Raw genomic sequence first — 26,064 nt, forward strand, 5'->3', positions numbered from 1 at the left:
GGAACATCGCCCGTGTCATATTCCAAGAGCCTCTGACAGACCGGTACGGGCAGCGTAGACTCTGGCCCATTTACACGCGGGGTGATCGCCGCAAACAAGGAGTGATCGATTCCGGTAGGCAGGGAGCCTAGCTGTTCCTCCGCACGCCCCGCCCCGGCCCCTCCTCCGCGAAGGCGGGGCGGTCGGGGCCGTGCGGAGCGCGCGGCACGGTTGGGGGCCTGCTCACAGTGGGCGGCGCCGTGCGCGTTCGGGTGCCGTTCGCGTTCGGGTGCGCGGCGCCGCTCCGGGCGAGCGGCGCCGTTCGGTCGGGGCGGGGGCCGTGGGGCGGGCGGGCGCCGCCGTTCGGGCCGTCAGCCCACCGACGAGTACGCGACGACGCCGCGCAGCAGTGCGTCCACCGCCTTGCGGGCGTTCTTCGGGACCGTGGACCCGTCGACGGGCGCGGCGGCCGAGATCTGGCCGAGGACGTCGATCACCTGCTTGCACCACCGCACGAAGTCGCCCGCGGGCATCTCCGCCTCGCGCAGCACCTCGTCGAGTCCCTTGCCGGAGGCCCACATGTAGGCGGCCCAGGCGAAGCCGAGGTCGGGCTCGCGCTGGCCGACGCCCTCGGCCTGGTTGATCCTGAAGTCCTCCTCCAGGGCGTCGAGCCGGCCCCAGATGCGGACCATCTCGCCGAGCGCCGCCTTCGCGCGCCCCGACGGCAGCTTGGGCGCCAGGGCGTCGTCACCGATGCGGGCCTCGTAGACCAGCGCCGAGACGCACGCGGCCAGTTCGGCGGGGGCGAGGCCCTCCCAGACGCCTTCGCGCAGGCACTCGCTGGCGAGCAGGTCCAACTCGCCGTAGAGCCGGGCGAGGCGCTTGCCGTGCTCGGTGACCTCGTCCCCGCGGAGGTAGTCCAGCTCGGTGAGGAGCGCGACGATGCGGTCGAAGGTGCGGGCGATGGTGTTGGTGCGGCCCTCGATGCGGCGCTCCAGCTGGTGGGTGTCGCGCAGCAGGCGGTGGTAGCGCTCGGCCCAGCGGGCGTGGTTCTCCCGGTCGCTGCAGCCGTGGCAGGGGTGGGCGCGCAACTCGGCGCGGAGCCGGGCGATCTCGCGGTCGTCCGCGGCGGCGGCGCGCTGCTTGCGGTGCCGCTCGGGGACGATGTGGCCGGCCTTGGTGCGCAGCGCGGACGCCAGGTCGCGGCGGGACTGCGGGCTGCGGGGGTTGAACGACTTGGGGATGCGCATCCGCTCCAACGGCTCCACCGGCACCGGGAAGTCCATCGACGCCAGCCGCTTGACCTGCCGTTCCGCGGTGAGCACCAGGGGCCGGGGGCCGTCGTGCGGGTCGAAGCCGCGGTGCCCGCCCACCCGCCCGGCGGGCATGCCGGGGTCGAGCACGAGGGCGAGGCCGGCGAACTTGCCGGTGGGCACGTGGATGACGTCGCCGGGGCGCAGCTTCTCCAGGGCGGCGGCCGCCGCGGCACGCCGCTGGGCCGCGCCCTGCTTGGCCAGCTCGGTCTCACGGTCCTTCAGGTCCCGGCGGAGCCGGGCGTACTCCTCGAAGTCGCCGAGGTGGCAGGTCATGGACTCCTTGTAGCCCGCGAGGCCCTCCTCGTTCCGCTGCACCTGGCGGGAGATGCCCACCACGGACTTGTCGGCCTGGAACTGTGCGAAGGACGTCTCCAGCAGCTCGCGGGAGGTGTGCCTGCCGAACTGCTCGACCAGGTTGACGGCCATGTTGTACGAGGGCTTGAAGCTGGAACGGAGCGGGTAGGTGCGGGTGCCCGCGAGGCCCGCGAGGTGTTCGGGGCTCATGGCGCGCTGCCAGAGCACCACGGCATGCCCTTCGACGTCGATGCCGCGCCGCCCGGCGCGCCCGGTGAGCTGCGTGTACTCGCCTGGCGTGATGTCGGCGTGCTGCTCGCCGTTCCACTTGACGAGCTTCTCCAGGACCACCGAGCGTGCGGGCATGTTGATGCCCAGGGCGAGCGTCTCGGTGGCGAAGACGGCCTTGACCAGGCCCCGCACGAACAGTTCCTCCACGACCTCCTTGAAGGTCGGCAGCATGCCCGCGTGGTGCGCGGCGATACCGCGCTCCAGGCCTTCCAGCCATTCGTAGTAGCCGAGGACGTGGAGGTCCTCGGGGGGAATGGAGGCGGTGCGCTGCTCGACGATCTCGCGGACGCGGACGCGGGCCTCGTCGTCGTTGAGCCTGAGGCCGGCGAAGAGGCACTGCTGCACGGCGGACTCGCAGCCGGCGCGGCTGAAGATGAAGGTGATCGCGGGCAGCAGACCCTCGGCGTCCAGCCGCTCGATGACCTCGGGGCGGCTCGGGGTCCAGATCCGGGAGCGCTGGCGGCGCTCACGCTCGCGGTCGGCCTCCCGAAGGCTCCTGCCGCGTCTGCGGCCGGGCCCGTACGGCGGGCGGGTGGCGTCGGTCCTGGCGAGGCGGGTGAGGTCGGGGTTGACGGCCTTCTTGGAGCCCTCGCCCTCCTCGAAGAGGTCGTACATCCGCCGCCCGGCCAGCACGTGCTGGAACAGCGGCACCGGGCGGTGCTCGGAGACGATCACCTCGGTGTCGCCGCGGACGGTGTCGAGCCAGTCACCGAACTCCTCGGCGTTCGACACGGTGGCCGACAGGGAGACCAGGGTGACCGACTCCGGAAGGTGGATGATCACTTCCTCCCAGACGGCGCCGCGGAAGCGGTCCGAGAGGTAGTGCACCTCGTCCATGACGACATAGCCGAGGCCGCGGAGGGTCTCCGAGCCGGCGTAGAGCATGTTCCGCAGCACCTCGGTGGTCATCACGACCACGGGGGCGTCGGCATTGACGCTGTTGTCGCCGGTGAGCAGGCCGACCTGGTCGGGGCCGTAGCGTTTGGCGAGGTCGGAGTACTTCTGGTTGGAGAGCGCCTTGATGGGCGTGGTGTAGAAGCACTTCTTGCCCTGCTTCAGGGCCAGGTGGACGGCGAATTCCCCGACGATGGTCTTGCCGGAGCCGGTGGGTGCGGCCACCAGCACGCCCTTGCCGGCCTCAAGGGCCCGACACGCCTCGGTCTGGAAAGGGTCCAGGTCGAAGTCGTACATCCCGCGGAAGGTGCCGAGCGCGGTGGCTTGCTCGGCGGCACGCTTACGGGCTGCCGCGTACCGCTCGGCCGGTGAGAGGTCCTCAGTCATCGTACTTTCGAGCCTACCCGCCCCCTGTGACAGAGCACGATCTTTATGGGGATCGGAGCATCGCTCCTGGTCAGCGCGGTGCCGTACGGGACTGTCGGACAGCGCCGCGCGGCGGGGGGCCGGCAGGCGGGCGCGCCCCCGGCAGGTGCGCGGAAAACTGCGCGACAAGCCGAGGACGAGACCGCCAGGTCACCACGGCCCGAAGGGGCACTCTCTTCCGCATCGGCACCAGCACCGGCACCGCCACCAGCACCGGCACCGCCACCGGCACCGGCACCGGCACCGGAGCAGAGACACACACCACCGCGGGTCCGCGAGGCCGCAGGCCCCCGCCGCACCGGGGCGGGGCCCCGCTCAACCCACCAGCACCCGAACGGCCCCCGCCACGCACTCGGCGGTCAACGGCAGTGCCCCGACCCGCTCCCCGTCGGCGTAGCCGGTGGTGCCCGGGGCGGCCAGCTCGACCTTGGCGGCACGGTGGACGGTGACCTTGGGATGGTCCAGGTGGGTGCCCGAGTAGACCCGCGGGAACACCTTGAGGAGTGTGGCGCGCGTGCAGTCCCCGACGACGGTGACGTCGAAGAGACCGTCGCCGAGGTCGGCCCCGGCGCAGATCCTCATGCCGCCGCCGTAGGAGGGGCCGTTGCCGACGGCCACCAGGGTCGCCTCGGTGTGCAGGGGCGTGCCGTCGTCGAGGGTGATGCGGTACGGCACGGGCCGGAACGCGGCGAGCTCGGCGACCATCGCCAGGTCGTACTTGAGGCGGCCGGTGGGCCAGCGCATCCGGTTGCCCCGGTCGTTGACGCGGGAGTCGAAGCCGGAGGCGAGGACGGTGCAGAACCAGCGGCCCGCGGCCCGGCCGAGGTCGACCTCGCGGAGCCGGGCGCATGTGAGGGCGTCGGCGACGAGCCGGCCGCCCGCCGCCGGGTCCCGCAGCGGCAGCGCCAGGGCGCGGGCGAAGTCGTTGCCGGTGCCGGCGGCGACCACGCCGAGCGGGGTGGTGGTGCCGGCGACTGCCTGCAGGGCGAGGCCGACCATACCGTCGCCGCCGACGGCCACCAGGGCGCCGGTGCCGTCCCGGACGGCGTCACGGGCCCTGCGCAGTGCGTCCCGGGCGTCCCGGCCGACGACGGTGCGCACCGAGAAGCCGGCCGTGCGCAGTGCGGCAGCGGCCGGCTGCGCCGCGTGAGCGCCTCGGCCACGGCCTGCGGCGGGGTTGACGAAGAGGCTGATCTCGCTGGTCACTGCGGGTCCCCCCGGGCGGCGTCTGCGGGAGGACCCTACAAGCCGGGCGGGCCGGCCGCGGGCCGCTCAGGTCACGTCGTCGTAACCGTTGATCCGGTCCTCGTCGCCGGTGGCCTGCTCGGGCAGGGCGCGACGTGCGGGGACGGGCTCCACCTCGCCGATGTCCTCGGGGGTGAGGTCGAGGTCGGACGCCTCGTCGTCGCCGGGTCCGGCCTCCTCGATACGGGCCTTGCGGCGGTCGTTGGCGATGGAGAAGACGGTGGCGGCGAAGTACAGCACCCAGATCGGGCCGGCGAGGGCCAGCATGGTGAGCGGGTCGGTGCTGGGCGTGGCGACGGCCGCGAAGACGGTGATGCCCATGATCATCGCCCGCCACCAGCCGAGCATCCGCCGGCCGCTGAGCACACCGGTGAGGTTGAGCATCACCAGCAGCAGCGGCAGCTCGAAGGAGAGGCCGAAGATCACCACCATCCGGGTGATCAGGTCGATCAGCTCGTCCAGCGGGAGGAAGTTGTCCAGGCCGCCGGGCGAGAAGTTCAGCAGCACGGTCGCCATCGTCGGCAGGGTCTTGTAGGCGAAGAACGCCCCGCCGAGGAAGAGCGGAACACCCGTGCCCACGAAGGCCCGGGCGTACTTCTTCTCGTGCCGGTGCAGGCCGGGTGCGACGAACGCCCAGAGCTGGTAGAGCCAGATGGGCGAGGCCACGATGACACCGACCATCAGCGAGACCTTGAGCGCCAGCGTGAACGGCGTCAGCAGCCCGTTCAGGACGATGCGGGCGCAGGTGCCGCTCTCGTGCTGGGCGAGGTCGCCGAAGCTGCGGTGGCACCCCACGGCGTCCAGGATCGGGTTCGTGAAGAACTCGACGATGTCCTTGTAGAAGAAGGCGGCGACGATCGTGACCACAATGATCGCCAGGACGGCCTTGGCGAGCCTGTTACGCAGCTCGCGCAGATGATCCGCGAGGGGCATCCGGCCCTCGGGATCCTTCTCCTTCTTGCGGGCAGACCTGAGCAACCCACGTCCTCATCTCATGCGGCGGTCCATGACTGGCCGCTCCGGCGTCGTCAGCGCTGCGTGGTGTCCGTCGGTTCGGAGACCGGACGGGAGCTGCTCACGTCGCCGGGTGCCGCCTGGATGGTGCGCTGCGAGGGCTCGGACGCGGGCGGGTCGGCGGGGGCGGTCTGGGACGCGCCGTCCGACTTCATCGCCTTGGCCTCGCTCTTGAGGATCCGTGCGGACTTGCCGAGGGAACGGGCCATGTCCGGAAGCTTCTTCGCACCGAACAGCAGGACGATGACGACGAGGATGAGAATGATCTCGGGGGCGCCGAGCCTTCCGAACATGGTCTCTACCTTCTCACCGAGGCGGCGTGGGACGGGATTGCGGCCCGATCGACCGGAACATCCTCCGGCCACCGTGCTGTCAGGGATCGTAACCCTCAGGGGTAAACGCGGAGCAATCCCCGAGCGTACTCCCGGCGCGGCCCGCGCCTCGTCCTCGGGCCACGGTCAGCAGCGTACCTGCATGGCCTGGCACTTCGACAGGCCGCTGCGGGCCGGGCCGGGCCGCCGCGCGCCTGGAACCGGGCCGGGCGCGGCGGGTCAGCGTAGCTCCGCGCCGGTCCCGGCGGCGGCCGCCGCGGCCTCGGCGGCCTCCGCCGCCTCTTCCAGGTCCCGGGCCGCGCGGCCGATGCGCTGTGCGGAATGCGTCACCTGCCGGCCGAGCCGCTCGGCCTCCAGGTAGACCCGTACGGCGAGGACGCCGAGCACCACCAGTCCGAGGAAGCCGCCCGCCACCGCGAGCATCGCCCAGAACATTCAGGCCTCCTACGAGCGGCGGGGGGTGTGCAGCCGCAGGGTGCGCACCCCGCCGCCGGTGAGCAGTTCGACGATGCGCTCGCCTGCGGGCTTGCGGACCGCGGCGCCGCACTCGGGGCAGGTGAAGGAGTAGAAGGTCGTCTTGCGGGTGGCGCCGATGGCGAGCCGCAGGGCTTCCGCATGGAGTTCGAACCTGGCCCGGCAGTCGGGGCAGGCGGCCTTGAACAGCACCGGGCCCACGGCGGCGATGCCGGGGTCGTCCTGCGCCGGCTGAGGGGCGTCGTGACCCTGGGCGCCTTCCGTGCCGGACATGACCGACGTGCTCAAAGCTTCTGCTCCTGCCTGTCGTGGGGGGAGGTGTGGGGATCGGGGGTGCGCGCGGGGGGTGTGCCGGGCGGGAGAGGCCCGGGGGCGGGTGCGGGCCCGGACGGTGCCGGGGTGCCCGCGACCGGGGGCCGCTCCCGCGGCGCGGGGGCGGGCTCGCCGGGGCCGGGGTGCCCGACCACGCCCGCCACGGCGGGGCGCGCCGCCGGGCCACCCGCTCCGGTGTCCCCCGCTGCCGCGGGCGGCGCCGGGGTGGGGGACGTGGCCGGCGTGGGGTGGGTGGACGGCGGCGCGGGCCGGGCGGACGGCGGGTACGGCGGAGTGGGCGACACCGCCGGATCCTTGGGCGGTGCGGCGGGCGGCACAGGGGGCGCGGACGGCGCGGGGTCCGGGCACGTCACGGGGGCGTCGTAGGCCGCGAGGGCCGCTGCCGCAGCCTGCCGGGCGCTCTCGGCGAGCTCGCGCGGGGAGACGATCCGGCCGTCGCGGCCGAGCCGAAGGGCGAGCCTGCGCAGGGAGGCCGGGTCGGGGGTGCGCAGGGTGATCCGCAGGCCGCCCTCGGGCAACTCCTCCGCGCTGTCGTGGGGGTAGTACTCGGCGACCCAGCGCCCGCCGGGGCCCACCTCGACGACCACCTCGGGATCCTCGGCGGCGGGCTGCACCAGGCCCTCGGACAGGTCGCGCAGCTCGACCTCGGGCGGCGCGGAGGGCTCGTCGAGTACCTTGATCTCAGCGACCCGGTCGAGCCGGAAGGTGCGGCGCGCCTCCGAGCGGCGGCACCAGGCCTCCACATAGGTGTGCCCGACGCTCACCAGCCTTATCGGGTCGATCTCACGCTCGGTGACCTCGTCGCGGGCCGGCGAGTAGTAGCGGATCCAGAGCCTGCGCCGCTCGGAGATGGCACGGTCGACGTCGGCGAAGACGCCTCCCTCGGACTCGAAGGTGACCGAGAGCCGGGCACTGGCGCCGGCGGCCTCACCGGCGGCCGTCTCCAGCTTGGCGGTGGCCCGCAGCAGGGCCCGCCGGTCGCTCTCCCGCAGCCCCGGGAGGGTGGCCACCGCGCGCGCGGCGACCAGCAGCGCGGTGGCCTCGTCCGCGGCGATCCGCAGCGGCTCGGCGGCCTCCGCGGCCAGCGCGCCGGGGTTGCGCCACCAGATGCGGTCACCGTCGGTGTCGATGTCGAGCAGGTCGCCGCCGCGGAAGCTGGTGCCGCACATGGGCAGGACGTCCAGGTCGGAGATCAGCTCGTCCTCGGTGATGCCGAAGGCGCGGGCCACGTCGCTGACGCGGGCGCCGGGCCGCTCCCGCAGGTAGGTCACCAGGGAGAGCATCCGGCGGGTCTGGTCGATGGCGTTCGGCGGCCGGGCGGGCCGGGCCGGCCGGCCGGGGCGCGCGGATGTGGCGTCCATGGTCCTTGCTCTCCCCCTCAGCCCTTGGCTACGGCGCGCAGCCGGTCCACCACGTCGGCCCGCAGCTCGGCGGGTTCGAGCACGACCACGTCCGGGCCGAACTCGACCAGCCAGGCGTCCAGGCCGTGCCCGTACGGAATCTCCAACTCGTCCCACCCGTCGCCGAGTTCCCGCACCGAGTCCGCCTTGGCGCGCAGTGGGTAGCCGGCGCCGGCGCGGAGCCGGATGCGCGCGCGCCGGTCGGCGCCCTCGCCGGCCCAGGCGGCGACCGTCTCACGGACGGTGACAACGTCGGGCACCTCGGCGGTGAACGCGCCGCCGCGGCTCCTGACCCGGCCGGTGATCCTGGAGAGCCGGAACACCCGCTCGGCGCGCCGCTCGCGGTCCCATCCGGCGAGGTACCAGTGACCGCGCCAGCACTCCAGCGCCCAGGGCTCGACGACCCGCTGCTCGGGGTGGACGGCGGTGGCCTTGCGGTACTCGAAGGTGACGGCCCTGCGGTCCCGGCAGGCCAGCATCAGCGGCTCGAAGGCGGCCTCGTGGGCGGGGATGCGGGGCTCCAGCGCGCCGTGCGTCTCATACGGGTCGACGTCCTCGGGCAGGCCGGCGGCACGCAGCTTCTGCAGGGCGCCGCTGGCCGCTCCCGCGAGCCGGGCCTGCTGCCACACCTTGGCGGCGAGGCCGAGCGCGGCGGCCTCCTCGGCGTCCAGGGAGATGGGCGGCAGGCGGTTGCTGTCCCGGCGGGCCAGGTAGCCGACCTCGCCGTCGATGTTCTCCACGGTGTCGATGACGAGGCCCAGTTCACGCAGGTCGTCCTTGTCCCGCTCGAACATGCGGTTGAACGAGTCGTCGGAGCCGGCCGTGCCGCCACTGCCCGCAGCAGCCGCCGCTGCCGCCGCTGCCGCCTCCACGTATGCCTCGATCGAGTCCCGCAGCTCACGCTTGCTGAGCGGGCGCCGGGTGCCGAGCAGGCACAGCGCCAGGTTCATCAGCCGCTCGGCCTTGGCAATGGCCATCGCCGCCCCTACGTCCTCTCACTAGGCCCTTCCGCCCGCCCGACCGTACCGCTGATGGGCGGCACGGCAAAAGCGAGGACCCATGCCCGAGGGCATGGGTCCTGCGGCGGCCGGGGGGTCGATCACTCCCGGCACGCGAATCCGGTCATCTCAGGACAGACCGCTGGAGGCGCTCAGACCGCCACCAGGTCGCAGACGAAGATCAGCGTCTCACCCGGGGCGATCCGGCCGCCACCCGCGCCACGGTCGCCGTAGGCGAGGTGCGCCGGGATGGTGAGCTGCCGGCGGCCGCCCACCTTCATGCCCTGCACGCCCTGGTCCCAGCCGGCGATGACCTGGCCGGCACCGAGCTGGAACTGGAGCGGTGTGCCGCGGTTCCAGCTGGCGTCGAACTCCTCACCGGTGGAGAAGGCCACACCCACATAGTGGACCGAGACGGTGTCCCCGGCCTTGGCGACCGACCCGTCCCCCTCCCAGATGTCCTTGATCTCCAGCTCCGCCGGGGGCTCCCCGCCCGGGAAGTCGACCTCGGGCTTCTCGATGCTCACGTCACGTGCTCCTGCTCAGTACGGTTGGGCAACCCGGACAGTCTCGCATCCGCGCCGTCACATCGCGGCAAGGATGTCCACCACGAAGACCAGGGTCGAGTTCGCCGGCAGCTCCGCCCCCTTGGCCTGGTCCTTGTAGGCCAGCTCCGGCGGGATCACCAACAGCACCCGGCTGCCGACCTTCTTGCCGACCAGACCCTTGTCCCAGCCCTCGATCACCTGCTTCTCGCCGATCACCGTGGAGAATGGCGTGCCCACGTTGTACGAGGAGTCGAAGAGCTTGGCCTCCGCCTTGCCCTCGTTCGGCTTCCAGGCGGCCCCGCTGTACTGCATGTACACCGTCTGGCCGCTCTTGACCTCGGCGCCCCTGCCCTGGATCAGCACCCGCGAGACGAGGTCCTTCGGCGGGTTCTTCTTCGGCACCGAGATCACGGCGGGCGCCGGCTTGTCGGCCTTGATCTGCGGAAGGTCCGACGGGATCGGGGACTGCTTGCCCGACGCGGCGCTCGGAATGATCCGGTCGATGTCCAGCACCAGGACCAGGGTGTCGGTGCCCTTCACGCCCAGCTGCTGGTTGCCCTGGCTGCCGAAGCCCGCGTCCGGCGGCGCCACGACCAGCACACGGCCGCCCACCTTCTGGCCCATCACCGCCTGCGAGAAGGCCGCGATGATGGTCTTCTTGCCGGCCGGGATGACCTGCGGCGCGGCGCCCTTGTCGTAGGAGCTGCCCAGGTCCTTGCCGCCCTGCCACACCTTGACGGTGTAGTGCGAGACGACCAGGTCGTCCTGCTTCACCACCGGCCCGTCGCCCTCCTTCAGGGAGTGCACGACGAACTTCCCGCTCGGCGACCCCTTGGGGATGGTGATGGCGGCCTTCTTGCCCTTCTCGCCGCTGACCTTCGGCATGGGCGCGGCGGTCTCCACCGGCTTGAGGTTCACCGCCTGCGCCGACTGGCTCGGGGAGGCGGAGGCTTCCTTCTTCTTCCCCGAGTCGCCACCTCCGCAGGCGGTCAGTGCCAGGGCCGGCACGATGAGCAAGGCAGCAAGTCGGCGTCGCACGTCGGAGTCCTCGAAAGGTAGTGGGGGTGTTCCCGGCCCGCCACACTCTACGGCCGCGCACCCGCCGCCTGAAGCACGGCATGCACGAGGGCCCCGCGGCTGCCGCCTGCGGGGCCCTCGTGCGGATGTGAAGGCGATGCTGATGTGAAGCTGATCACATCCCGGCGATGAGCTTCTCCACCCGGTCGTCCACACTGCGGAACGGATCCTTGCAGAGCACGGTCCGCTGCGCCTGGTCGTTGAGCTTGAGGTGCACCCAGTCGACCGTGAAGTCCCGGCGCTGCTCCTGGGCACGCCGGATGAAGTCGCCCCGCAGCCGGGCCCGGGTCGTCTGCGGCGGCACCGACTTGCCCTCGAAGATCTTCAGATCGTTGCAGACCCGGGTCGCCTGACCGTTCCGCTCCAGCAGGTAGTACAGGCCACGACGGCGGTGGATGTCGTGGTAGGCGAGGTCTATCTGCGCGACCCGCGGATGCGACATGGTCATGTTGTTCTTGCTGCGGTACCGCTCGATGAGCTTGTACTTCATCACCCAGTCGATCTCGGTGCCGATGCGGTCCAGATCCTCCTGCTCGATCGCCTCCAGCGCCCGGCCCCACAGCTCGAGCACCCGCTCGACCGTGCCCTTGCGGATGCCGCGGCGGTCGCAGAAGTCCACCGCCTTCTCGAAGTACTCCCGCTGCACCTCCAGCGCCGACGCCTCACGGCCGCTCGCCAGACGCACCTTGCGACGGCCCGTGGTGTCGTGGCTGACCTCGCGGATCGCCCGGATCGGGTTCTCCAGCGTGAGGTCCCGCATCACCGTGCCGGCCTCGATCATCCGCAGCACCAGGTCGGTCGCGCCGACCTTGAGCAGCATCGTCGTCTCCGACATGTTCGAGTCGCCGACGATCACGTGCAGCCTGCGGTAACGCTCCGCATCCGCGTGCGGCTCGTCCCGGGTGTTGATGATGGGCCTCGAACGGGTCGTGGCCGAGCTGACGCCCTCCCAGATGTGCTCGGCGCGCTGACTCACGCAGTACACCGCACCGCGAGGCGTCTGCAGCACCTTGCCCGCCCCGCACAGCAGCTGCCGGGTGACGAGGAACGGAATCAGGATGTCGGCGAGCCGTGAGAACTCGCCGTGGCGGGCCACCAAATAGTTCTCATGGCATCCGTAGGAGTTCCCCGCCGAGTCGGTGTTGTTCTTGAAGAGATAGACATCACCGGCGATGCCCTCTTCGTGCAGACGGCGCTCGGCGTCCACCAGGAGGCCCTCGAGAATGCGCTCGCCCGCCTTGTCGTGCGTGACCAGCTCCGTCACGCTGTCGCACTCCGGGGTGGCGTACTCCGGGTGCGAACCCACGTCGAGATAGAGGCGGGCGCCGTTCCGCAGGAAGACATTGCTGCTGCGGCCCCATGACACAACACGGCGGAAGAGGTACCGCGCCACCTCGTCAGGAGACAGGCGGCGCTGTCCCCGGAACGTACACGTGACGCCGTACTCGTTCTCCAGCCCGAAAATGCGGCGGTCCATGACTGAACATTACGCCCGACCGCGCTCACTGAAACCGGCTTCGGGGACACCATTCCGATCATTTTCCGACGTCACCCCCTCACCCGCCGCACGCCCGGTAGCTGCGAGGACCCGCCGCGTGGCCAGCAGCACCAGAAACGCCACCGCCCCCGCACAGCCCGGCACCGCAAACCCCCGGACGGTCCCGCCCCACTCCACCACCGGACCCGCCACAGCGGACCCCACCGCCGAACCCACCGTGAACGTCGTCACCAGCCACGAGAACGCCTCCGTCACCGTCCCCGCGGGCGCGTGCCGGTCCACCACCACGAAGGCACACGCGATCGACGGCGCGAGGAACACCCCCGCCACCACCGAAAGCGCCGTCATCGCCACCGCCCCCGGCACCAGCAGCAACGGCACATACCCCACCGCCAGCAGCCCCACCAGCACCGCCAGCCGCCGCTCCGGCGCACCCGCCCACGGGCGCACCCCGTACACCGCGCCCCCGACCAGCGCCCCCAGCCCCAGCGCCGCCATCAGCCAGCCGTACACCGCCTCACCACCGTGCGTGTCGGCGTACGACACCCCGGCCACCGCGATCGACCCCAGCGCGATCCCCACGAACAGAAACGCACCCAGCAGCGCCAGCAGCCCCGGCGCCCGCAGCGCACCCAGCCAGTGCGGCACCCGCGGCGCCGACCGCCACGCGCGCGACGGCGCCGACACCACCACCGACAGCGCACCCAGCACGCCCAGGGCATTGATCAGCAGCAACGCCGCCCGCGCCGACCACACCGCCACACACACGCTCACCAGCAGCGGCCCGACGGTGAACATCACCTCCTGCGCCACCGCGTCCATCGCGTACGCCGTGTGCACCCGTTCCGCCCGCAGAATGCTCGGCCACAGCGCCCGCAGCCCGCCCTCCAACGGCGGCACGGTCAGCCCCGCCACCGCCATCGCCGCGTAGGCCACCCCCGGCACACCCGTGCCCACCAGCGCGAACACCGCCGTGGCCAACGCCGAGAGGAGCGCCGCGGGCAACTGCACCCGCGGCTGCCCCCACAGATCCACCAGCCGCCCCAGCACCGGCTGCCCCACCGCGTTCGCCACCCCGTACACCGCCGCCAGCGCACCCGCCAGGCTGTACGAGCCGCCCTCGGCCCGCACGAACAGCAGCACCGCGATCGGCGCCGTCGCGTTCGGCAGCCGGCCCACCAGCGTGCCCGTCAGCAACCGCACCGCGTGTCTCGTCCGCAGGATCTCCGCATACCCGGCCGCCATGAACCGCCGCCCACCTCTCCACGCACCCTCGACGGCCTCCGGCCGCCCCAGCCCCGTAACCCGTGCCCGGACCGCGAGCAGGGCGCCCGGCCGGGCACGCTCTAGTTTTACGTATAACCTCGCGGGGTCATACGTACCATGTCCACGGACCGCGGTCCACCGCGCGACACCGCCGGCCCCACCTAGGGGGCTTCTGATGGATCTCCGTGGCGTGGGCTTGTGCCCGGTGCGGCGAGAGTGCGTGCCGGGCGTCGCGACGCCAAGGAGATCCATCAGAAGCCCCCTAGGGACCCGGCACAGGCCCGACGACAGGAAGGCCCCCGGTGACCACCGGAGAACACACCCGGAAGCAAGCTCCCACCGGGCACACCTCGGCCCCCGGCCGCGACCAGGCACGGCCCACCGGCCGGGACGCCGCACGCCCCACCGGCCAGGACGCCGCACGGCCCACCGGCCGGGACGCCGCACGCCCCACCAGCCGGGACACCGCACGCCCCACCAGCCGGGACGTCGCACGCGCCGCCGGAGTCTCCCAGGCCGCCGTCTCCCTCGTCCTCAGCGGCAAATGGCACGGCAGGGTCTCCGCCACCACCGCGGAGCGCGTCCGCACCGCCGCCCGCGACCTCGGCTACCGGCCCAACCTCGCCGCACGCAGCCTACGGCTCGGCAGCACCAGAACCGCCCTCCTCGTCGTCCCCGCCCTCACCAGCGAATTCTTCGCCCATGTGCACACCGGCGCCGCCCGCGTCGCCGCCCACCACGGCTTCGGCATCGTCCTCTACCCCACCCCCGAAGGCACCGGACCCGCCAGGACACCGACCCCCGCCGGCGACACGGAACCCACCCCCCTCGTCACCGACCCCTTCGCCTCCGCCCCCGCCGCACTCGACGGCGTCATCGCCTCCTCCATGGCCGCCCACACCCTCACCGCCCTCCGCGGCGACCGCCTCCCCCTCGTCATGCTCGACAGCGACCCCACCACCGACCCCGCCACCACCACCGTCAACCCCGACATCGCCGACGGCATGCGACAGGTGACACACCATCTGCTCACCCTCGGCCACCGACGCATCCTGCACCTCGCCGCCGACGTCGACTCCTGGACCTTCCGCACCCGCGCCCACGCCCTCGAGAAGGCCCTGCACGGCACCGGCACCGAACTCCGCCGCACCCCCGCACCCCTCACCCCGGACGGCGCCCGCGCCGCCGCCCACGCCGCCCTCACCGCCCCCGGCACCCCACGGCCCACCGCCCTCGTCTGCGACGACGACACCATGGCCGCAGCCGCCTGCAAAGCCGCACGCCGCCTCGGCCTGCGCATCCCCCAGGACCTCTCCGTCACCGGCTTCGACGACCTCACCCTCGCCACCGCCATCGACCCCGAACTGACCACCGTCCGACTCCCCGCGGAGGCCATCGGCGAACGCGGCATGACCGCCCTCCTCGCCCTCCTCGACGGACACCCACCCGCCCCCGACACCCTCCCCTGCCACCTCGTCGTCCGCGCCTCCACCGGCCCCCCACCGGCCCACGACTGAGGACGGCGGCACCCCACGCGCCCGGACAGCGCCTGCCCGGACACGACAGTGCCCGGCCGCTCCACCGAACGACCGGGCACACCTCACACAACCGACGGGGGGCGACCCCCGTCCTCACGCCTCCGGGGAATCCGAACCCGAGCCGCCCTCCTTCTCATCCGACGCGCCCGCATCCTTCCCCTCCGAAACCCCCGAGCCACCGGAAGCCGAAGCACCCGCATCACCCGACGCGTCCCCGGCCCCCGACCCCTCAGAGGCACCCTCCGCCTCCAGAAGCCGCGCCAGCTGCCGCCCCACGATCCGCTTGAACTTCCGCTGCTGCGGCCGCGTACGATCCAGCACGGCCACCTCCAGACGCTCCGCGGGAATCTCCCGCTCAGTGCCGTTCGTGTCCCGCGACAACGCCTGCACGGCCAGCTTCAGCGCCTCCGCCAACGTCATCCCGTCCCGGTGACGCTGATCCAGATAACTGCTGATCTGCTCCGCATTGCCGCCGACCGCCACCGAGCCATGCTCGTCCACGATCGAACCGTCATGCGGCAACCGGTAGATCTGATCGCCCTCGGGGGTCTCCCCCACCTCCGCGACCACCAACTCCACCTCATACGGCTTCTCCGCCGCACTCGAGAAAATCGTGCCCAGCGTCTGCGCGTACACATTTGCCAGACCACGAGCGGTCACATCGTCCCGGTCGTACGTATAGCCCCGCAGATCCGCATAACGGACACCACCGATACGGAGATTCTCGTACTCGTTGTACTTACCGGCCGCCGCAAAACCGATCCGGTCATAGATCTCGCTGAACTTGTGCAGCGCACGGGACGGGTTCTCACCGACGAACACGATGCCGTCGGCATACTGCAGCACGACCAGGCTGCGGCCCCGGGCAATACCCTTGCGCGCGTACTCCGCCCGGTCGGCCATGGCCTGCTGGGGTGAGACATAGAACGGCGTCGACACCGGCTGTCCGTCCCTTTCTGTTCAGAGGTTATGTCTACCGGGGCTCTCGCTGACCAGCGACAACCCGATCAGAGCAGCGACGCCCGCGGACCATCCGGCTGCTCAAGCCGCTGATCCACGACCGAGCGCACAATCGCGGAGGACTCCTCGTCACTCAGCCTCCGGAAACCCTCCGGATCGATCACCGAGATCAACGGATAGATCCGCCGCGCCACATCCGGGCCACCCGTCGCCGAGTCCTCGTCGGCCGCGTCGTACAACGCCTGCACGACGAGGGTCGTCGCCTGCTCCTCGGTCAGGTCGTCGCGGTACAGCTTCTTCATCGAACCCCGCGCATAGACCGAACCCGAACCCGTCGCGGCGAAACCCTGCTCCTCCGAACGGCCACCCGTCACGTCATACGTGAAGATCCGGCCCTTCTCACGGTCCACGTCCCAGCCCGCGAAGACCGGCACCACCGCCAGGCCCTGCATCGCCATCGACAGATTCGACCTGATCATCGTCGAGAGGCGGTTGGCCTTGCCCTCCAGGGACAGCGTGGTCCCCTCCACCTTCTCGAAGTGCTCCAGCTCCAGCTGGAAGAGCTTCACCATCTCCACGCCCAGGCCCGCCACGCCCGCCATCGCCACGGCCGAGTACTCGTCCGCGGGGAAGACCTTCTCCACGTCACGCTGGGCGATCACATTGCCCATGGTGGCCCGCCGGTCACCGGCCAGCACCACGCCGCCCGGATAGGTGACCCCCACGATGGTGGTGCCGTGCGGCACCTCGAGCGCGCCCTGCACCGGAGGCAGGGCGCGGTTCGCCGGCAGCATCTCGGGCTGGTGCGCGGACAGGAAGTCCATGAAGGACGAGGACCCAGGCGTCAGGAAGGCAGCAGGTAGACGCCCGGTGCCACGAGTGTTGGCTTCCACGACTTTCCTTCCAAGTAGGCAGCGGCCCGCCGAACGGTGTCGGGATCGTCTCCCAACTTGCCGATGGCCGAGTTGCAGTTGAAGCACAGTACGCCACGGACCCTACCCGTGTTGTGGCAGTGATCCACATGCGCCGCGGGAGCGGACAGACAGATCACGCACAAGCCCTTCTGCGACGCGACCAACGCGTCACGCTCGGATTCGGTCATGCCGTACTGCCGCTTCAGGTGGCCGGCCCGCCCCTGGGCGGCCTTGCACGTCTTGCAGCGCGTGGCCAGTCCGTCCGAGGCCGTGGCATTCCGGTGCCATTCATCGTGCGGCTTGATCAGGCCGCACTGAGGGCACCGCTTGTGACCCTCCGGGACCGGCACCTTGACTCGGACGGTCTTCCCCTTGGCCTCCTGGCGCTGCCGGTAGTACTCGGTCGAGCAACTACGGCAGTACGCCTGGAGGCCATCCCTCATAGCCTTGTTGCTGGCGAACGCGGCGCGAGGAAGACGCTCCTTGCACCGCGAGCACCTCTTAGCTCCCCCGTTCATGAATGTGACTACTGTCCACCCTTCTGAACGAAGCTTCGCACGAAGTCCTCAGCGTTGTCCTCGAGGACATCGTCGATCTCGTCCAGCACGGAGTCGACGTCATCGTTCAGCTTCTCCTGGCGTTCCTTGAGGTCGTCCGACGCCTGCGCGTCCTCAGTCTGCTCGTCCACCTCGTCGGTGGAACGCGTCGCCTTCTGCTGTCCGCCGCCGGTGTCCTTGGTTGCCATGACCCTCACCCCGCTCGGTTCGAGACTTCGACATGTAGACCGTAACCAGTCGTACAAGATCAGACCCTACAAGCAGGGTCCGACATCGGCCCTGCAGTTCTTGCAACGTCCGGGAACCACCTCGATGATTCCCTGACGGCAGGTTGTTCAGCCCTGGTGGGCGGCCCGGGCGGGCCGGCACCAGGTCCCCGGCCCGGCGGCCGTCAGCCGCCGGAGAGCACCCTGACCAGATCTTCCGCGGTGCGGCAGCGGTCCAGCAGCTCCTTGACGTGATTACGCGTTCCGCGAAGGGGCTCCATGGTGGGTACCCGCTGGAGGGAGTCCCGACCGGGCAGGTCGAAGATCACGGAGTCCCAGGAGGCTGCGGCCACGTCGTCCGCGTACTGGTCGAGGCAGCGGCCGCGGAAGTAGGCCCTGGTGTCCTCCGGGGGCTGCGTACGGGCCCTGGTCACCTCGGTCTCGTCGAGCAGGCGCTGCATCTTGCCGCGGGCCTCCAGACGGTTGTAGAGGCCCTTGTCGGGGCGTACGTCGGCGTACTGGAGGTCGACCAGGTGCAGCCGGGCGGAGTCCCAGTCGAGGCTGTCGCGGCGCCGGTAGCCCTCCATGAGCTCGCGTTTGGCGACCCAGTCGAGTTCGCCCGCGAGGCTCATGGGGTCGCGTTCGAGGCGGCCCAGGACGTCCTCCCAGCGGGTGAGGACGTCCTTGGTCTGGTCGTCGGCGTCGTCCCCGTAGCGCTCCTCGACGTATTTGCGGGCGAGCTCGTAGTACTCCATCTGGAGCTGTACGGCCGTGAGTGAGCGGCCGTTGCGGAGGGTGATGAGGTGGCCCAGGGTGGGGTCGTGCGAGACCTCGTGGAGGGTGCGGACGGGCTGGTCGACGGCGAGGTCGACGGCGATGAAGCCGTCTTCGATCATGGAGAGGACGAGTGCCGTGGTGCCGAGCTTGAGGTAGGTGGAGATCTCGGAGAGGTTGGCGTCGCCGATGATGACGTGCAGGCGGCGGTATTTCTCGGCGTCGGCGTGCGGCTCGTCGCGGGTGTTGATGATGGGCCGTTTGAGGGTGGTCTCCAGGCCCACCTCGACCTCGAAGTAGTCGGCGCGCTGGCTGAGCTGGAAGCCGTGTTCGTGGCCGTCCTGGCCGATGCCCACACGGCCGGCGCCGGTGACGACCTGGCGGGAGACGAAGAAGGGCGTCAGGTGGCGCACGATGTCGGAGAACGGGGTCTCCCGTTTCATGAGGTAGTTCTCGTGCGTGCCGTAGGAGGCGCCCTTGTTGTCGGTGTTGTTCTTGTAGAGGTGGATGGGCTGGGCGCCGGGGAGCTGGGCGGCTCGTTCGGCTGCCTCGGCCATGATGCGTTCGCCCGCCTTGTCCCAGAGGACGGCGTCGCGGGGGTTGGTGACCTCGGGGGCGCTGTACTCGGGGTGGGCGTGGTCGACGTAGAGGCGGGCGCCGTTGGTGAGGATGACGTTGGCGAGGCCGATGTCCTCGTCGGTGAGCTGGCTGGCGTCGGCGGCCTCGCGGGCGAGGTCGAAGCCCCGTGCGTCCCGTAGGGGGTTCTCCTCCTCGAAGTCCCAGCGGGCTCGGCGGGCCCGTTGCATCGCGGCCGCGTAGGCGTTGACGATCTGGGATGAGGTGAGCATGGCATTGGCATTGGGGTGACCGGGAACGGAGATGCCGTACTCCGTCTCGATGCCCATTACTCGCCGTACGGTCATGCGGCCCTCCTTGCCAGGCGGCGGCCCCGGGCGGGGGCGGCGCTCGTGTACCGCGGGTGGCGCGGGTGTGCGGTGTGCTTCCCCGCACTGCGCGACGGGGCGGTACGAAAGAGCCTAGAACGCCTTTGCGCTGGTGGGGAGATCATTTCGGTCATTGGTCGGTTGGGGTGGTGGCGTGAAAAACAGGTGGCTGCGGGTACCCCGGTGAGGGCACCCGCAGCCACCCTGCCTTTACAGGTATTGTCCGGTGTTTGCCACCGTGTCGATGGAGCGCCCGGTGTCCGCGCCCTGCTTTCCGGTGACGAGGGTGCGGATGTAGACGATCCGCTCGCCCTTCTTTCCGGAGATCCTGGCCCAGTCGTCGGGGTTGGTGGTGTTGGGAAGGTCCTCGTTCTCCTTGAACTCGTCCACGCATGCCTGGAGGAGGTGGGAGACGCGGAGGCCTTTCTGGTCCTGTTCGAGGAAGGCCTTGATGGCCATCTTCTTGGCGCGGCCGACGATGTTCTCGATCATTGCGCCGGAATTGAAGTCCTTGAAGTAGAGGACTTCCTTGTCACCGTTGGCGTAGGTGACTTCCAGGAAGCGGTTCTCCTCGGATTCGGCGTACATCTGCTCGACCACGGACTGGATCATGCCCTGGACGGTGGCGGCCTTGTCGCCGCTGTGTTCGGCGAGGTCGTCGGCGTGCAGGGGGAGCCGGTCGGTGAGGTACTTGGCGAAGATGTCCTTGGCGGCCTCTGCGTCGGGGCGCTCGATCTTGATCTTCACATCGAGGCGGCCCGGGCGGAGGATGGCGGGGTCGATCATGTCTTCGCGGTTGGAGGCGCCGATGACGATGACGTTCTCCAGCCCCTCGACGCCGTCGATCTCGGCGAGCAGCTGCGGGACGATGGTGTTCTCCACGTCGGAGCTGACACCGGAGCCGCGGGTGCGGAAGAGGGATTCCATTTCGTCGAAGAACACGATGACCGGGGTGCCTTCGCTCGCCTTCTCGCGGGCGCGCTGGAAGACGAGGCGGATGTGCCGCTCGGTCTCGCCGACGTACTTGTTGAGGAGTTCCGGTCCTTTGATGTTGAGGAAGTAGCTCTTTCCTGCGGGCTGTCCTGTGACCTCCGCGACCTTCTTGGCCAGGGAGTTGGCGACCGCCTTGGCGATGAGCGTCTTGCCGCAGCCGGGTGGGCCGTAGAGCAGGACGCCCTTCGGGGGCCGCAGCTCGTGCTCCTTGAAGAGGTCGGGGTAGAGGTAGGGGAGCTCGACCGCGTCGCGGATCATCTCGATCTGGCCGCCGAGGCCGCCGATCTTGTCGTAGCTGATGTCCGGGACTTCTTCGAGGACGAGCTCTTCGACCTCGCTCTTGGGGATGACCTCGTAGACGTAGCCCGAGCGGGGCTCCAGAAGGAGTGCGTCGCCGGGGCGGATGGTGACGTCGAGCAGTGGCTCGGCGAGCCTGACCACCCGTTCCTCGTCGGTGTGCCCGAGCACGAGGGCACGCTCGCCGTCCTCGAGGATCTCCTTGAGGGTGACGATGTCTCCTGCGCGCTCGAATTCGAGGGCGTCGACCACGTTGAGTGCTTCGTTGAGCATCACTTCCTGGCCGCGCTTGAGCTCGTCGAGCTCGACGCTGGGGCTGACGTTCACACGGAGTTTGCGGCCTCCGGTGAAGATGTCGGCGGTGCCGTCCTCGTTGGCCGTGAGGAAGACGCCGAAGCCGGCCGGTGGCTGTGCGAGCCGGTCGACCTCCTCCTTGAGGGCCACGATCTGGTCTCGGGCCTCACGGAGTGTGTTGGCAAGTCGCTCGTTCTGCGCGGAGACGCCGGCCAGGTTGGTCTGCAGCTCGACGATCCGCTCTTCGAGAATCCTCGTGTGGCGCGGAGAGTCGGCGAGCTTGCGTCGCAGGACGGCGATCTCCTGCTCAAGATAGGCGATCTGGCCGGCGGGGTCCTCGGACCCGCGACCGGGCCGGATGCCGCGGTTCATGTCGTCGTCGTGGGCTGCCACGGTCCTCACCTCCTCCAAAGGGAGCTGGACGCTTCCTGACCCTACCTGGGTGGGTGTCGATTGAAACCCCTAGATCACAAAGACGGTCGGGGTGTGTCCGATCTTCACCCTTGCGCTCTCCCTCACGCCAGGGGGATACCCACCCAACTACGTAGGGACAACATCCGGAAGCTGACAGTTGTACGTTCGGTGCGGTCAACACCCGTCCGTGCTGGCCGGACTTGCTCGGCGGGTGGCCTGCTCGGAGCGGCGTGGGGCGGGGATGGTGACCGTTCGGCAGCGGACCGTTCCCGGGGGCCGGTGGGTGCGGTTCCGGGGGTTCGGTCCGGTCGGGGCCCGGTGTGGGCGGCGGCGTCTTTGCCCAGTGTGCGCCCGGGGTCCCGGCGCTGGATATGGCTGGTCTCGCGGGTGTGGGGCGGGGCGCCGGCTGCTGCGGGAGCCTGGGGGCGACGGTGCCCGTGCCGGTGCCGTCGGTGCGGGATGTCGGGGAACTGAGTGAGGGAGTGTCCTGGAGAGTGTATCCATGAGGGGCGCATTTCGGACAAGGTGGAATTCTGCGGTTCGGGTGCCCCGGGCCCGGTGTGGCCGGGTGGCTGCGGGTGGCACGGCCGCGGGGTGTCCGCCTGGCGGGTGAGCCGGGGTGCGCCGGCTCCCGGGGGGTGCGCCGTCCGGTGCGCGGGGGTTCAGATGGTGCGCGCGGCGGAGGGATCGGAGCGTACGAATGCGCCGTCGTGCCAGGTCCAGGCGGCTTTCTGCCGCTGGTCGGGGCAGCAGCTCGGGATGTCCGGGGAGGAGTAGCCGAGGAGGGTGGCGGTGACGGAGGCGTTGCGCACGGTGAGGCCGGTGACGGTGCGGCGGTCCTCGGGGTCGACGAGGGTGGCGACGACCCGGGGGTCGGCGTGGGCGTCGTCGGCGGGCGCGGTGAGCACATAGAGGCCGTCGGGCGGGGTACCGGAGCCTGCGTCGCAGTGCACGACGGCGAGGGTCTCGGGCCGGCCGTCGCCGTCCAGGTCGCCGGTGGCGGAGGTCTTCACGAGGGCCTTGGCGGGGCCGCATGTGAGGGGGTAGGAGACGGCGTCCGGGTCGGGGGCGGGGAGGGGGGTGCCGTGCGGGGCGGATCTGCCGGTGGCGTGTGCGCCCGATTGGGCGGCGGTGGCTGCGCCGGGCTGCAGGAAGCCGGAGACGGCTACGACCGCGGCGACTGCCGTGGCGGTGGCGACCCAGTGGATCGGGCGGGTCGCGGTGTGTGCGAGTGCGAGTTCCGGGACCACGGATTGCTGCACTAGGAGTGTCTCCTGCGATGGCTGAGCCGGCGGGGGGTGGGGGTGTGACGAGGCGGGGTGGCCAGCATGGTGCCATAACTCACATCCGCGGGGAACGCCGGGGTACCGGTCGGCTGTCGTTGCGTCAGGGAAACACCGAAGCGTGGTACCGGCGGCCCTTGACGGGGCGCTGCGGGGGCGTCCGCAGGGGGCCGTGCGGGGGACGTCACGGGGGGCTGAGGGGTCGTCGCGGGGGCCTGCTGGGCCGTCGCGGAGGGGGCTTGCGGGGACGTCGCGGAGGGGGCTTGCGGGGACGTCGCGGGGCGTGGCAGGACGCTGCCGTTCGTCGTTGCGGGGGCGGCGCGGAGGCGTTGCGGCGGGCCCACGGGAGAGCGCACGAGAAGGGGCCGCCGTCCGGGCCCCGGGCGGGGGAACGGGACGGCGGCCCTGGCGGACTGCGGGCGGGCGGCGGCGCGGGGCCGCGGCCTGGGGTGGCGACCGGACGGCGGCTCTGCCTGCCGGGGAGCCGGCGGCTGGGAGGGCCGGCGGCTGGGAGGGGCTGGGAGGGCCGGCGGCTGGGAGGGGCGGCTAGCGGGGCGTGCCGCCGTCGGCGTTGGGCCCTGCGTAGTCCTCGCCGTAGGCGCCCTTGGCGGGCCTGCGGCGGCGCATCGGGGGCTCGACGCCGTCGGCGAGGCGGCGGGCGGTCAGCAGGAAGCCGGTGTGCCCGATCATGCGGTGGTCGGGGCGGACGGCGAGGCCCTCGATGTGCCAGTTGCGGATCATGGTCTCCCAGGCCGTGGGCTCGTTGAAGCAGCCGATCTCGCGGATGGACTCCACGGTGCGCGCGAGCTGGGTGGTGGTGGCCACATAGGAGCAGAGGATGCCGCCGGGGACGAGGGCTTTGGACACGGCGTCGAGGCACTCCCAGGGGGCGAGCATGTCGAGGATGACACGGTCGACGTCGGTGTCGGAGAGGTGGTCCTGGAGGTCGCCGACGGTGAGCTGCCAGGCGGGGTGGGGGCCGCCGAAGTAGCGCTCGACGTTCTGCCGGGCGATGTCCGCGAAGTCCGCGCGCCGCTCGTAGGAGTGCAGCATGCCCTGGTCGCCGATGGCCCGTAGCAGGAAGGCGCTGAGGGATCCGGAGCCGACGCCGGCCTCCACGACGCGGGCGCCGGGGAAGATGTCGGCGAAGGACAGGATCTGGCCCGCGTCCTTGGGGTAGACCACGGCGGCGCCGCGGGGCATGGACAGGACGTAGTCGGGGAGCAGGGGGCGCAGCGCCAGGTAGGCGACGTTTCCCGTGGTGCGGACAACACTGCCCTCGGGGGCGCCGATCAGCTCGTCGTGGGGGAAGGAGCCCTTATGGGTGTGGAAGTTCTTCCCGGCCTCGAGCGTGAACGTGTAGTGGCGTCCCTTGGGGTCGGTGAGCTGGACCTGGTCCCCGACCTTGAAGGGCCCGCGACGGCGGGCGGCACCGGTCGGTTCGGACATGTGGTCAGCCTACCGGGCGGTGGGTGGGGGTGCCGACGGGGCGGGTGGGCTCCGGAGCGCCCGTCCGGGACGGGGCGGCGCGGGCGCGCGCACTCGGCAACGGGCACCCGGCGCGGGCACTCGGTGCGGCGGCCCGCGGACGCGTGGGGCACGGGCCGCGGACGTGCTCTGTGCGGGTGCGCCCCGTGGACGTGCTGGGCGCAGGCACATCCGGTACGTGCCGGGCGCAGGCACATCCGGTACGTGCCGGGCGCAGGCACACCCGGTACGTGCGCGGCGCAGGCACACCCGGCGGACGCGCTGCGGCGGTCCGGCCCGCGCGCCGGGGTCAGCTCGGGCGGGCCATGGCCTTGACGAAGGCGCGCTCGACGTCCGCGGCGGACAGCACGCCGTAGATCTCGCCGGTCTCCTCGATGACGAGGTACTCGGTGGCGGGGCTGGCCCGCAGCGCGTCGAGGAGTTCTTCGCCGGCCAGCTCCGCGGAGACGCGCATGCCGTCGGTGAGCTCCTGGGCGACGGTGCTGACGGCGACCCAGGGGCGGCGGTGCTCGGGGATGCCGACGATGGCGTTCTCGCGGACGACGGAGAGCGGCGCGCCCTGGGGGTCGACGACGACGAGGGCGCGGGCGCCGGCCTCGTTGGCGCGGCGGAGTGCCTCGGACAGCGGGGTGTCGGTCTGTACGGGGATGGCGCGCCGGGTCAGGGTGCGGGCGCGCAGCTCGGGGAGGTGCTCTCTGAGCCGGGCCATGCGGAGGCTGTTGCCGGCGCCGGTCCAGATGATGGCGGCGAGGATCGCGGCCAGCAGGGCGTCGGTGATGGTGTCCACGCCGCTGGTGTCGGCGGAGCGCGCGCCGAGGGCGCCCGACTGGGTGAGCAGCGGCAGGCCGACGAGGACGGTGAGGGCGAGCGCCCGGCCGACCCAGGCGGCGGCGACGGTGCCGGTCATGGGCTTGCCGCTGATTTTCCAGACGACGGCGCGGAGCATGCGGCCGCCGTCGAGGGGCAGGCCCGGCAGGAGGTTGAAGACGGCGACGATCAGGTTGGAGGCCATCAGGCCGGCGAGCAGCACGCCGGGCACGGTGCGGGGTTCGACGGCTTGCAGGGCGGCGAAGAAGACGGCCGACAGGACGAGGGAGAGCAGTGGTCCGACGAAGGCGAGGGTGAACTCGCGGCCGGGTGTCTCGGACTCCTTCTCGATCTCCGAGACGCCGCCGAAGAACTGCAGCTGGATGCGGCGCACCGGCAGCTGGAAGCGGAGGGCGGCGACGGTGTGGGCGAGTTCGTGGATGAGGACGGAGCCGTAGAAGGCGACCGCGAAGAAGAGGGAGACGAGGTAGCGCGCGACGCCCAGCTCGGGCAGTACGCGGTCGAGCTGTCCGCCGAAGACCCAGGTGATCAGGGCGGCGACGAGGAACCAGCTCGGGGCGACGTAGACGGGCACGCCGAAGGGGCGGCCCATGAGGATGCCGCCGCCGGGTCCCGGCTTGCGGGGCGGTCCTGCCTTGCCGGGGGGCGGGGTGGTGGTGCCGAGGGGTTCCCGGGGTCCGTCGCCCGGGTCGGCCGGGTAGGGTCCGGAGCCTGCCGGGTGGTCGTCCCCGGGGCCCGCCGGGTTGCTGCCTCGGGGGTCCGCCGGGTGGTGGTCCCCGGGATCTGCCGGGTTTTGGCCTCGTGGGTGCGTCGGGTGGTCGTCCTCAGGACGTGTCGGCTGGTCGTCGGGGGCGTCCGGCGTGCCGGGGCCGGAGTGGGCGAGCCGCACCCGGTCGTCGCCGTGCGGGGTGTCGGAGGCGGGCGCCGCGGGTGCCGGTGGCCCGGGTTCGGGGTGCTCTCGGGCGGCGGCCCCGGGGCTGCCGGGGGCGGGGCGGCCCGCGCCGGCGTCCTGGTCCGCCGGTGCCGTGTCCTGGATCTGCTCTGGGCGTGCCACTGTGCCCTCGGAATGCTCTGGGTGCTCTGTTCTCTCTGAACACTCGGGGTTCTCGGGGTGTTCCCCGTCGGCGCCGCGGTGGTTCGCGTCGCCGCTGCCGGACAGCGGCTGCCCGCTCCCGCCGCTCTCGTCCAC

21 protein-coding genes and 1 pseudogene are annotated in these 26,064 nt (G+C 71.4%); 1 reads left to right on the forward strand and 21 read right to left on the reverse strand.

Annotation, left to right across the window (positions count from 1 at the left end):
• Window positions 1-350: 350 nt before the first annotated feature.
• The 12 genes and pseudogenes from ACSMXW_RS03765 to ACSMXW_RS03820 all read right to left on the reverse strand — a co-directional run bounded on the left by ACSMXW_RS03765 (window position 351) and on the right by ACSMXW_RS03820 (window position 13,364).
• Window positions 351-3,161 (reverse strand): DEAD/DEAH box helicase, encoded by a 2,811-nt coding sequence (locus ACSMXW_RS03765; RefSeq protein WP_485804020.1) that lies wholly within the window; start codon window positions 3,159-3,161, stop codon window positions 351-353.
• Between the two features lie 354 nt (window positions 3,162-3,515).
• Entirely contained in the window at window positions 3,516-4,406 is an 891-nt protein-coding gene (locus ACSMXW_RS03770; RefSeq protein ID WP_485804021.1) for a diacylglycerol kinase, read from the reverse strand.
• A 66-nt stretch (window positions 4,407-4,472) separates the two neighbouring features.
• Window positions 4,473-5,423: a twin-arginine translocase subunit TatC gene (tatC, locus tag ACSMXW_RS03775; protein ID WP_485804023.1), complete on the reverse strand. Its 951-nt coding sequence runs from the start codon at window positions 5,421-5,423 to the stop codon at window positions 4,473-4,475.
• Window positions 5,424-5,473: 50 nt separating this feature from the next.
• Window positions 5,474-5,752, reverse strand: coding sequence for a Sec-independent protein translocase subunit TatA (gene tatA / locus ACSMXW_RS03780; protein ID WP_485804025.1), 279 nt, complete (start codon window positions 5,750-5,752; stop codon window positions 5,474-5,476).
• A gap of 258 nt (window positions 5,753-6,010) precedes the next feature.
• Complete coding sequence (locus ACSMXW_RS03785; RefSeq protein WP_485804027.1) at window positions 6,011-6,226, reverse strand: hypothetical protein; 216 nt, start codon at window positions 6,224-6,226, stop codon at window positions 6,011-6,013.
• Window positions 6,227-6,235: 9 nt separating this feature from the next.
• Complete coding sequence (locus ACSMXW_RS03790; RefSeq protein ID WP_485804029.1) at window positions 6,236-6,553, reverse strand: hypothetical protein; 318 nt, start codon at window positions 6,551-6,553, stop codon at window positions 6,236-6,238.
• 394 nt (window positions 6,554-6,947) lie between these two features.
• Window positions 6,948-7,959 (reverse strand): annotated as a pseudogene (locus ACSMXW_RS03795) (helix-turn-helix transcriptional regulator); the annotation flags it as partial.
• Between the two features lie 17 nt (window positions 7,960-7,976).
• Window positions 7,977-8,975 carry a helix-turn-helix transcriptional regulator gene (locus ACSMXW_RS03800; RefSeq protein ID WP_485804031.1) on the reverse strand — a complete coding sequence of 333 codons (999 nt, stop codon included), beginning with the start codon at window positions 8,973-8,975 and terminating at the stop codon, window positions 7,977-7,979.
• Between the two features lie 173 nt (window positions 8,976-9,148).
• Window positions 9,149-9,523, reverse strand: a complete 375-nt coding sequence (locus ACSMXW_RS03805) for an FKBP-type peptidyl-prolyl cis-trans isomerase (RefSeq protein WP_485804032.1) — start codon at window positions 9,521-9,523, stop codon at window positions 9,149-9,151.
• Between the two features lie 57 nt (window positions 9,524-9,580).
• A complete protein-coding gene (locus ACSMXW_RS03810) occupies window positions 9,581-10,582 on the reverse strand; it encodes an FKBP-type peptidyl-prolyl cis-trans isomerase (RefSeq protein WP_485804033.1) in 1,002 nt (333 codons plus the stop codon).
• Between the two features lie 154 nt (window positions 10,583-10,736).
• Window positions 10,737-12,098, reverse strand: a complete 1,362-nt coding sequence (gene pafA, locus ACSMXW_RS03815) for a Pup--protein ligase (protein WP_485804035.1) — start codon at window positions 12,096-12,098, stop codon at window positions 10,737-10,739.
• 9 nt (window positions 12,099-12,107) lie between these two features.
• Complete coding sequence (locus ACSMXW_RS03820) at window positions 12,108-13,364, reverse strand: MFS transporter (RefSeq protein ID WP_485804036.1); 1,257 nt, start codon at window positions 13,362-13,364, stop codon at window positions 12,108-12,110.
• A gap of 323 nt (window positions 13,365-13,687) precedes the next feature.
• On the opposite strand from ACSMXW_RS03820, the gene ACSMXW_RS03825 reads away from it, so the two are divergent.
• Window positions 13,688-14,902 (forward strand): LacI family DNA-binding transcriptional regulator, encoded by a 1,215-nt coding sequence (locus tag ACSMXW_RS03825; RefSeq protein ID WP_485804038.1) that lies wholly within the window; start codon window positions 13,688-13,690, stop codon window positions 14,900-14,902.
• Between the two features lie 114 nt (window positions 14,903-15,016).
• On the opposite strand, the gene prcA is transcribed toward ACSMXW_RS03825, so the two are convergent.
• The 9 genes from prcA to ACSMXW_RS03870 form a co-directional block, all read right to left on the reverse strand.
• Window positions 15,017-15,862, reverse strand: coding sequence for a proteasome subunit alpha (gene prcA, locus ACSMXW_RS03830; RefSeq protein ID WP_485804039.1), 846 nt, complete (start codon window positions 15,860-15,862; stop codon window positions 15,017-15,019).
• A 68-nt stretch (window positions 15,863-15,930) separates the two neighbouring features.
• Complete coding sequence (prcB, locus tag ACSMXW_RS03835; RefSeq protein ID WP_485804041.1) at window positions 15,931-16,776, reverse strand: proteasome subunit beta; 846 nt, start codon at window positions 16,774-16,776, stop codon at window positions 15,931-15,933.
• Window positions 16,728-17,315: an endonuclease VII domain-containing protein gene (locus ACSMXW_RS03840; protein ID WP_485804043.1), complete on the reverse strand. Its 588-nt coding sequence runs from the start codon at window positions 17,313-17,315 to the stop codon at window positions 16,728-16,730. The genes prcB and ACSMXW_RS03840 overlap by 49 nt, the downstream gene beginning before the upstream one ends.
• Window positions 17,316-17,323: 8 nt before the next feature.
• Window positions 17,324-17,542, reverse strand: a complete 219-nt coding sequence (locus tag ACSMXW_RS03845; RefSeq protein WP_485804044.1) for a ubiquitin-like protein Pup — start codon at window positions 17,540-17,542, stop codon at window positions 17,324-17,326.
• A gap of 203 nt (window positions 17,543-17,745) precedes the next feature.
• Window positions 17,746-19,257, reverse strand: a complete 1,512-nt coding sequence (dop, locus tag ACSMXW_RS03850; protein WP_485804046.1) for a depupylase/deamidase Dop — start codon at window positions 19,255-19,257, stop codon at window positions 17,746-17,748.
• Between the two features lie 231 nt (window positions 19,258-19,488).
• On the reverse strand, window positions 19,489-21,255 hold the full coding sequence (arc, locus tag ACSMXW_RS03855; RefSeq protein ID WP_485804047.1) for a proteasome ATPase: 1,767 nt from the start codon (window positions 21,253-21,255) through the stop codon (window positions 19,489-19,491).
• Between the two features lie 683 nt (window positions 21,256-21,938).
• Complete coding sequence (locus ACSMXW_RS03860; protein WP_485804049.1) at window positions 21,939-22,538, reverse strand: hypothetical protein; 600 nt, start codon at window positions 22,536-22,538, stop codon at window positions 21,939-21,941.
• 567 nt (window positions 22,539-23,105) lie between these two features.
• Entirely contained in the window at window positions 23,106-24,008 is a 903-nt protein-coding gene (locus ACSMXW_RS03865) for a tRNA (adenine-N1)-methyltransferase (RefSeq protein WP_485804051.1), read from the reverse strand.
• 328 nt (window positions 24,009-24,336) lie between these two features.
• A complete protein-coding gene (locus ACSMXW_RS03870; RefSeq protein ID WP_485807780.1) occupies window positions 24,337-26,064 on the reverse strand; it encodes a site-2 protease family protein in 1,728 nt (575 codons plus the stop codon).

The organism is Streptomyces sp. DSM 116793 (assembly GCF_057320905.1).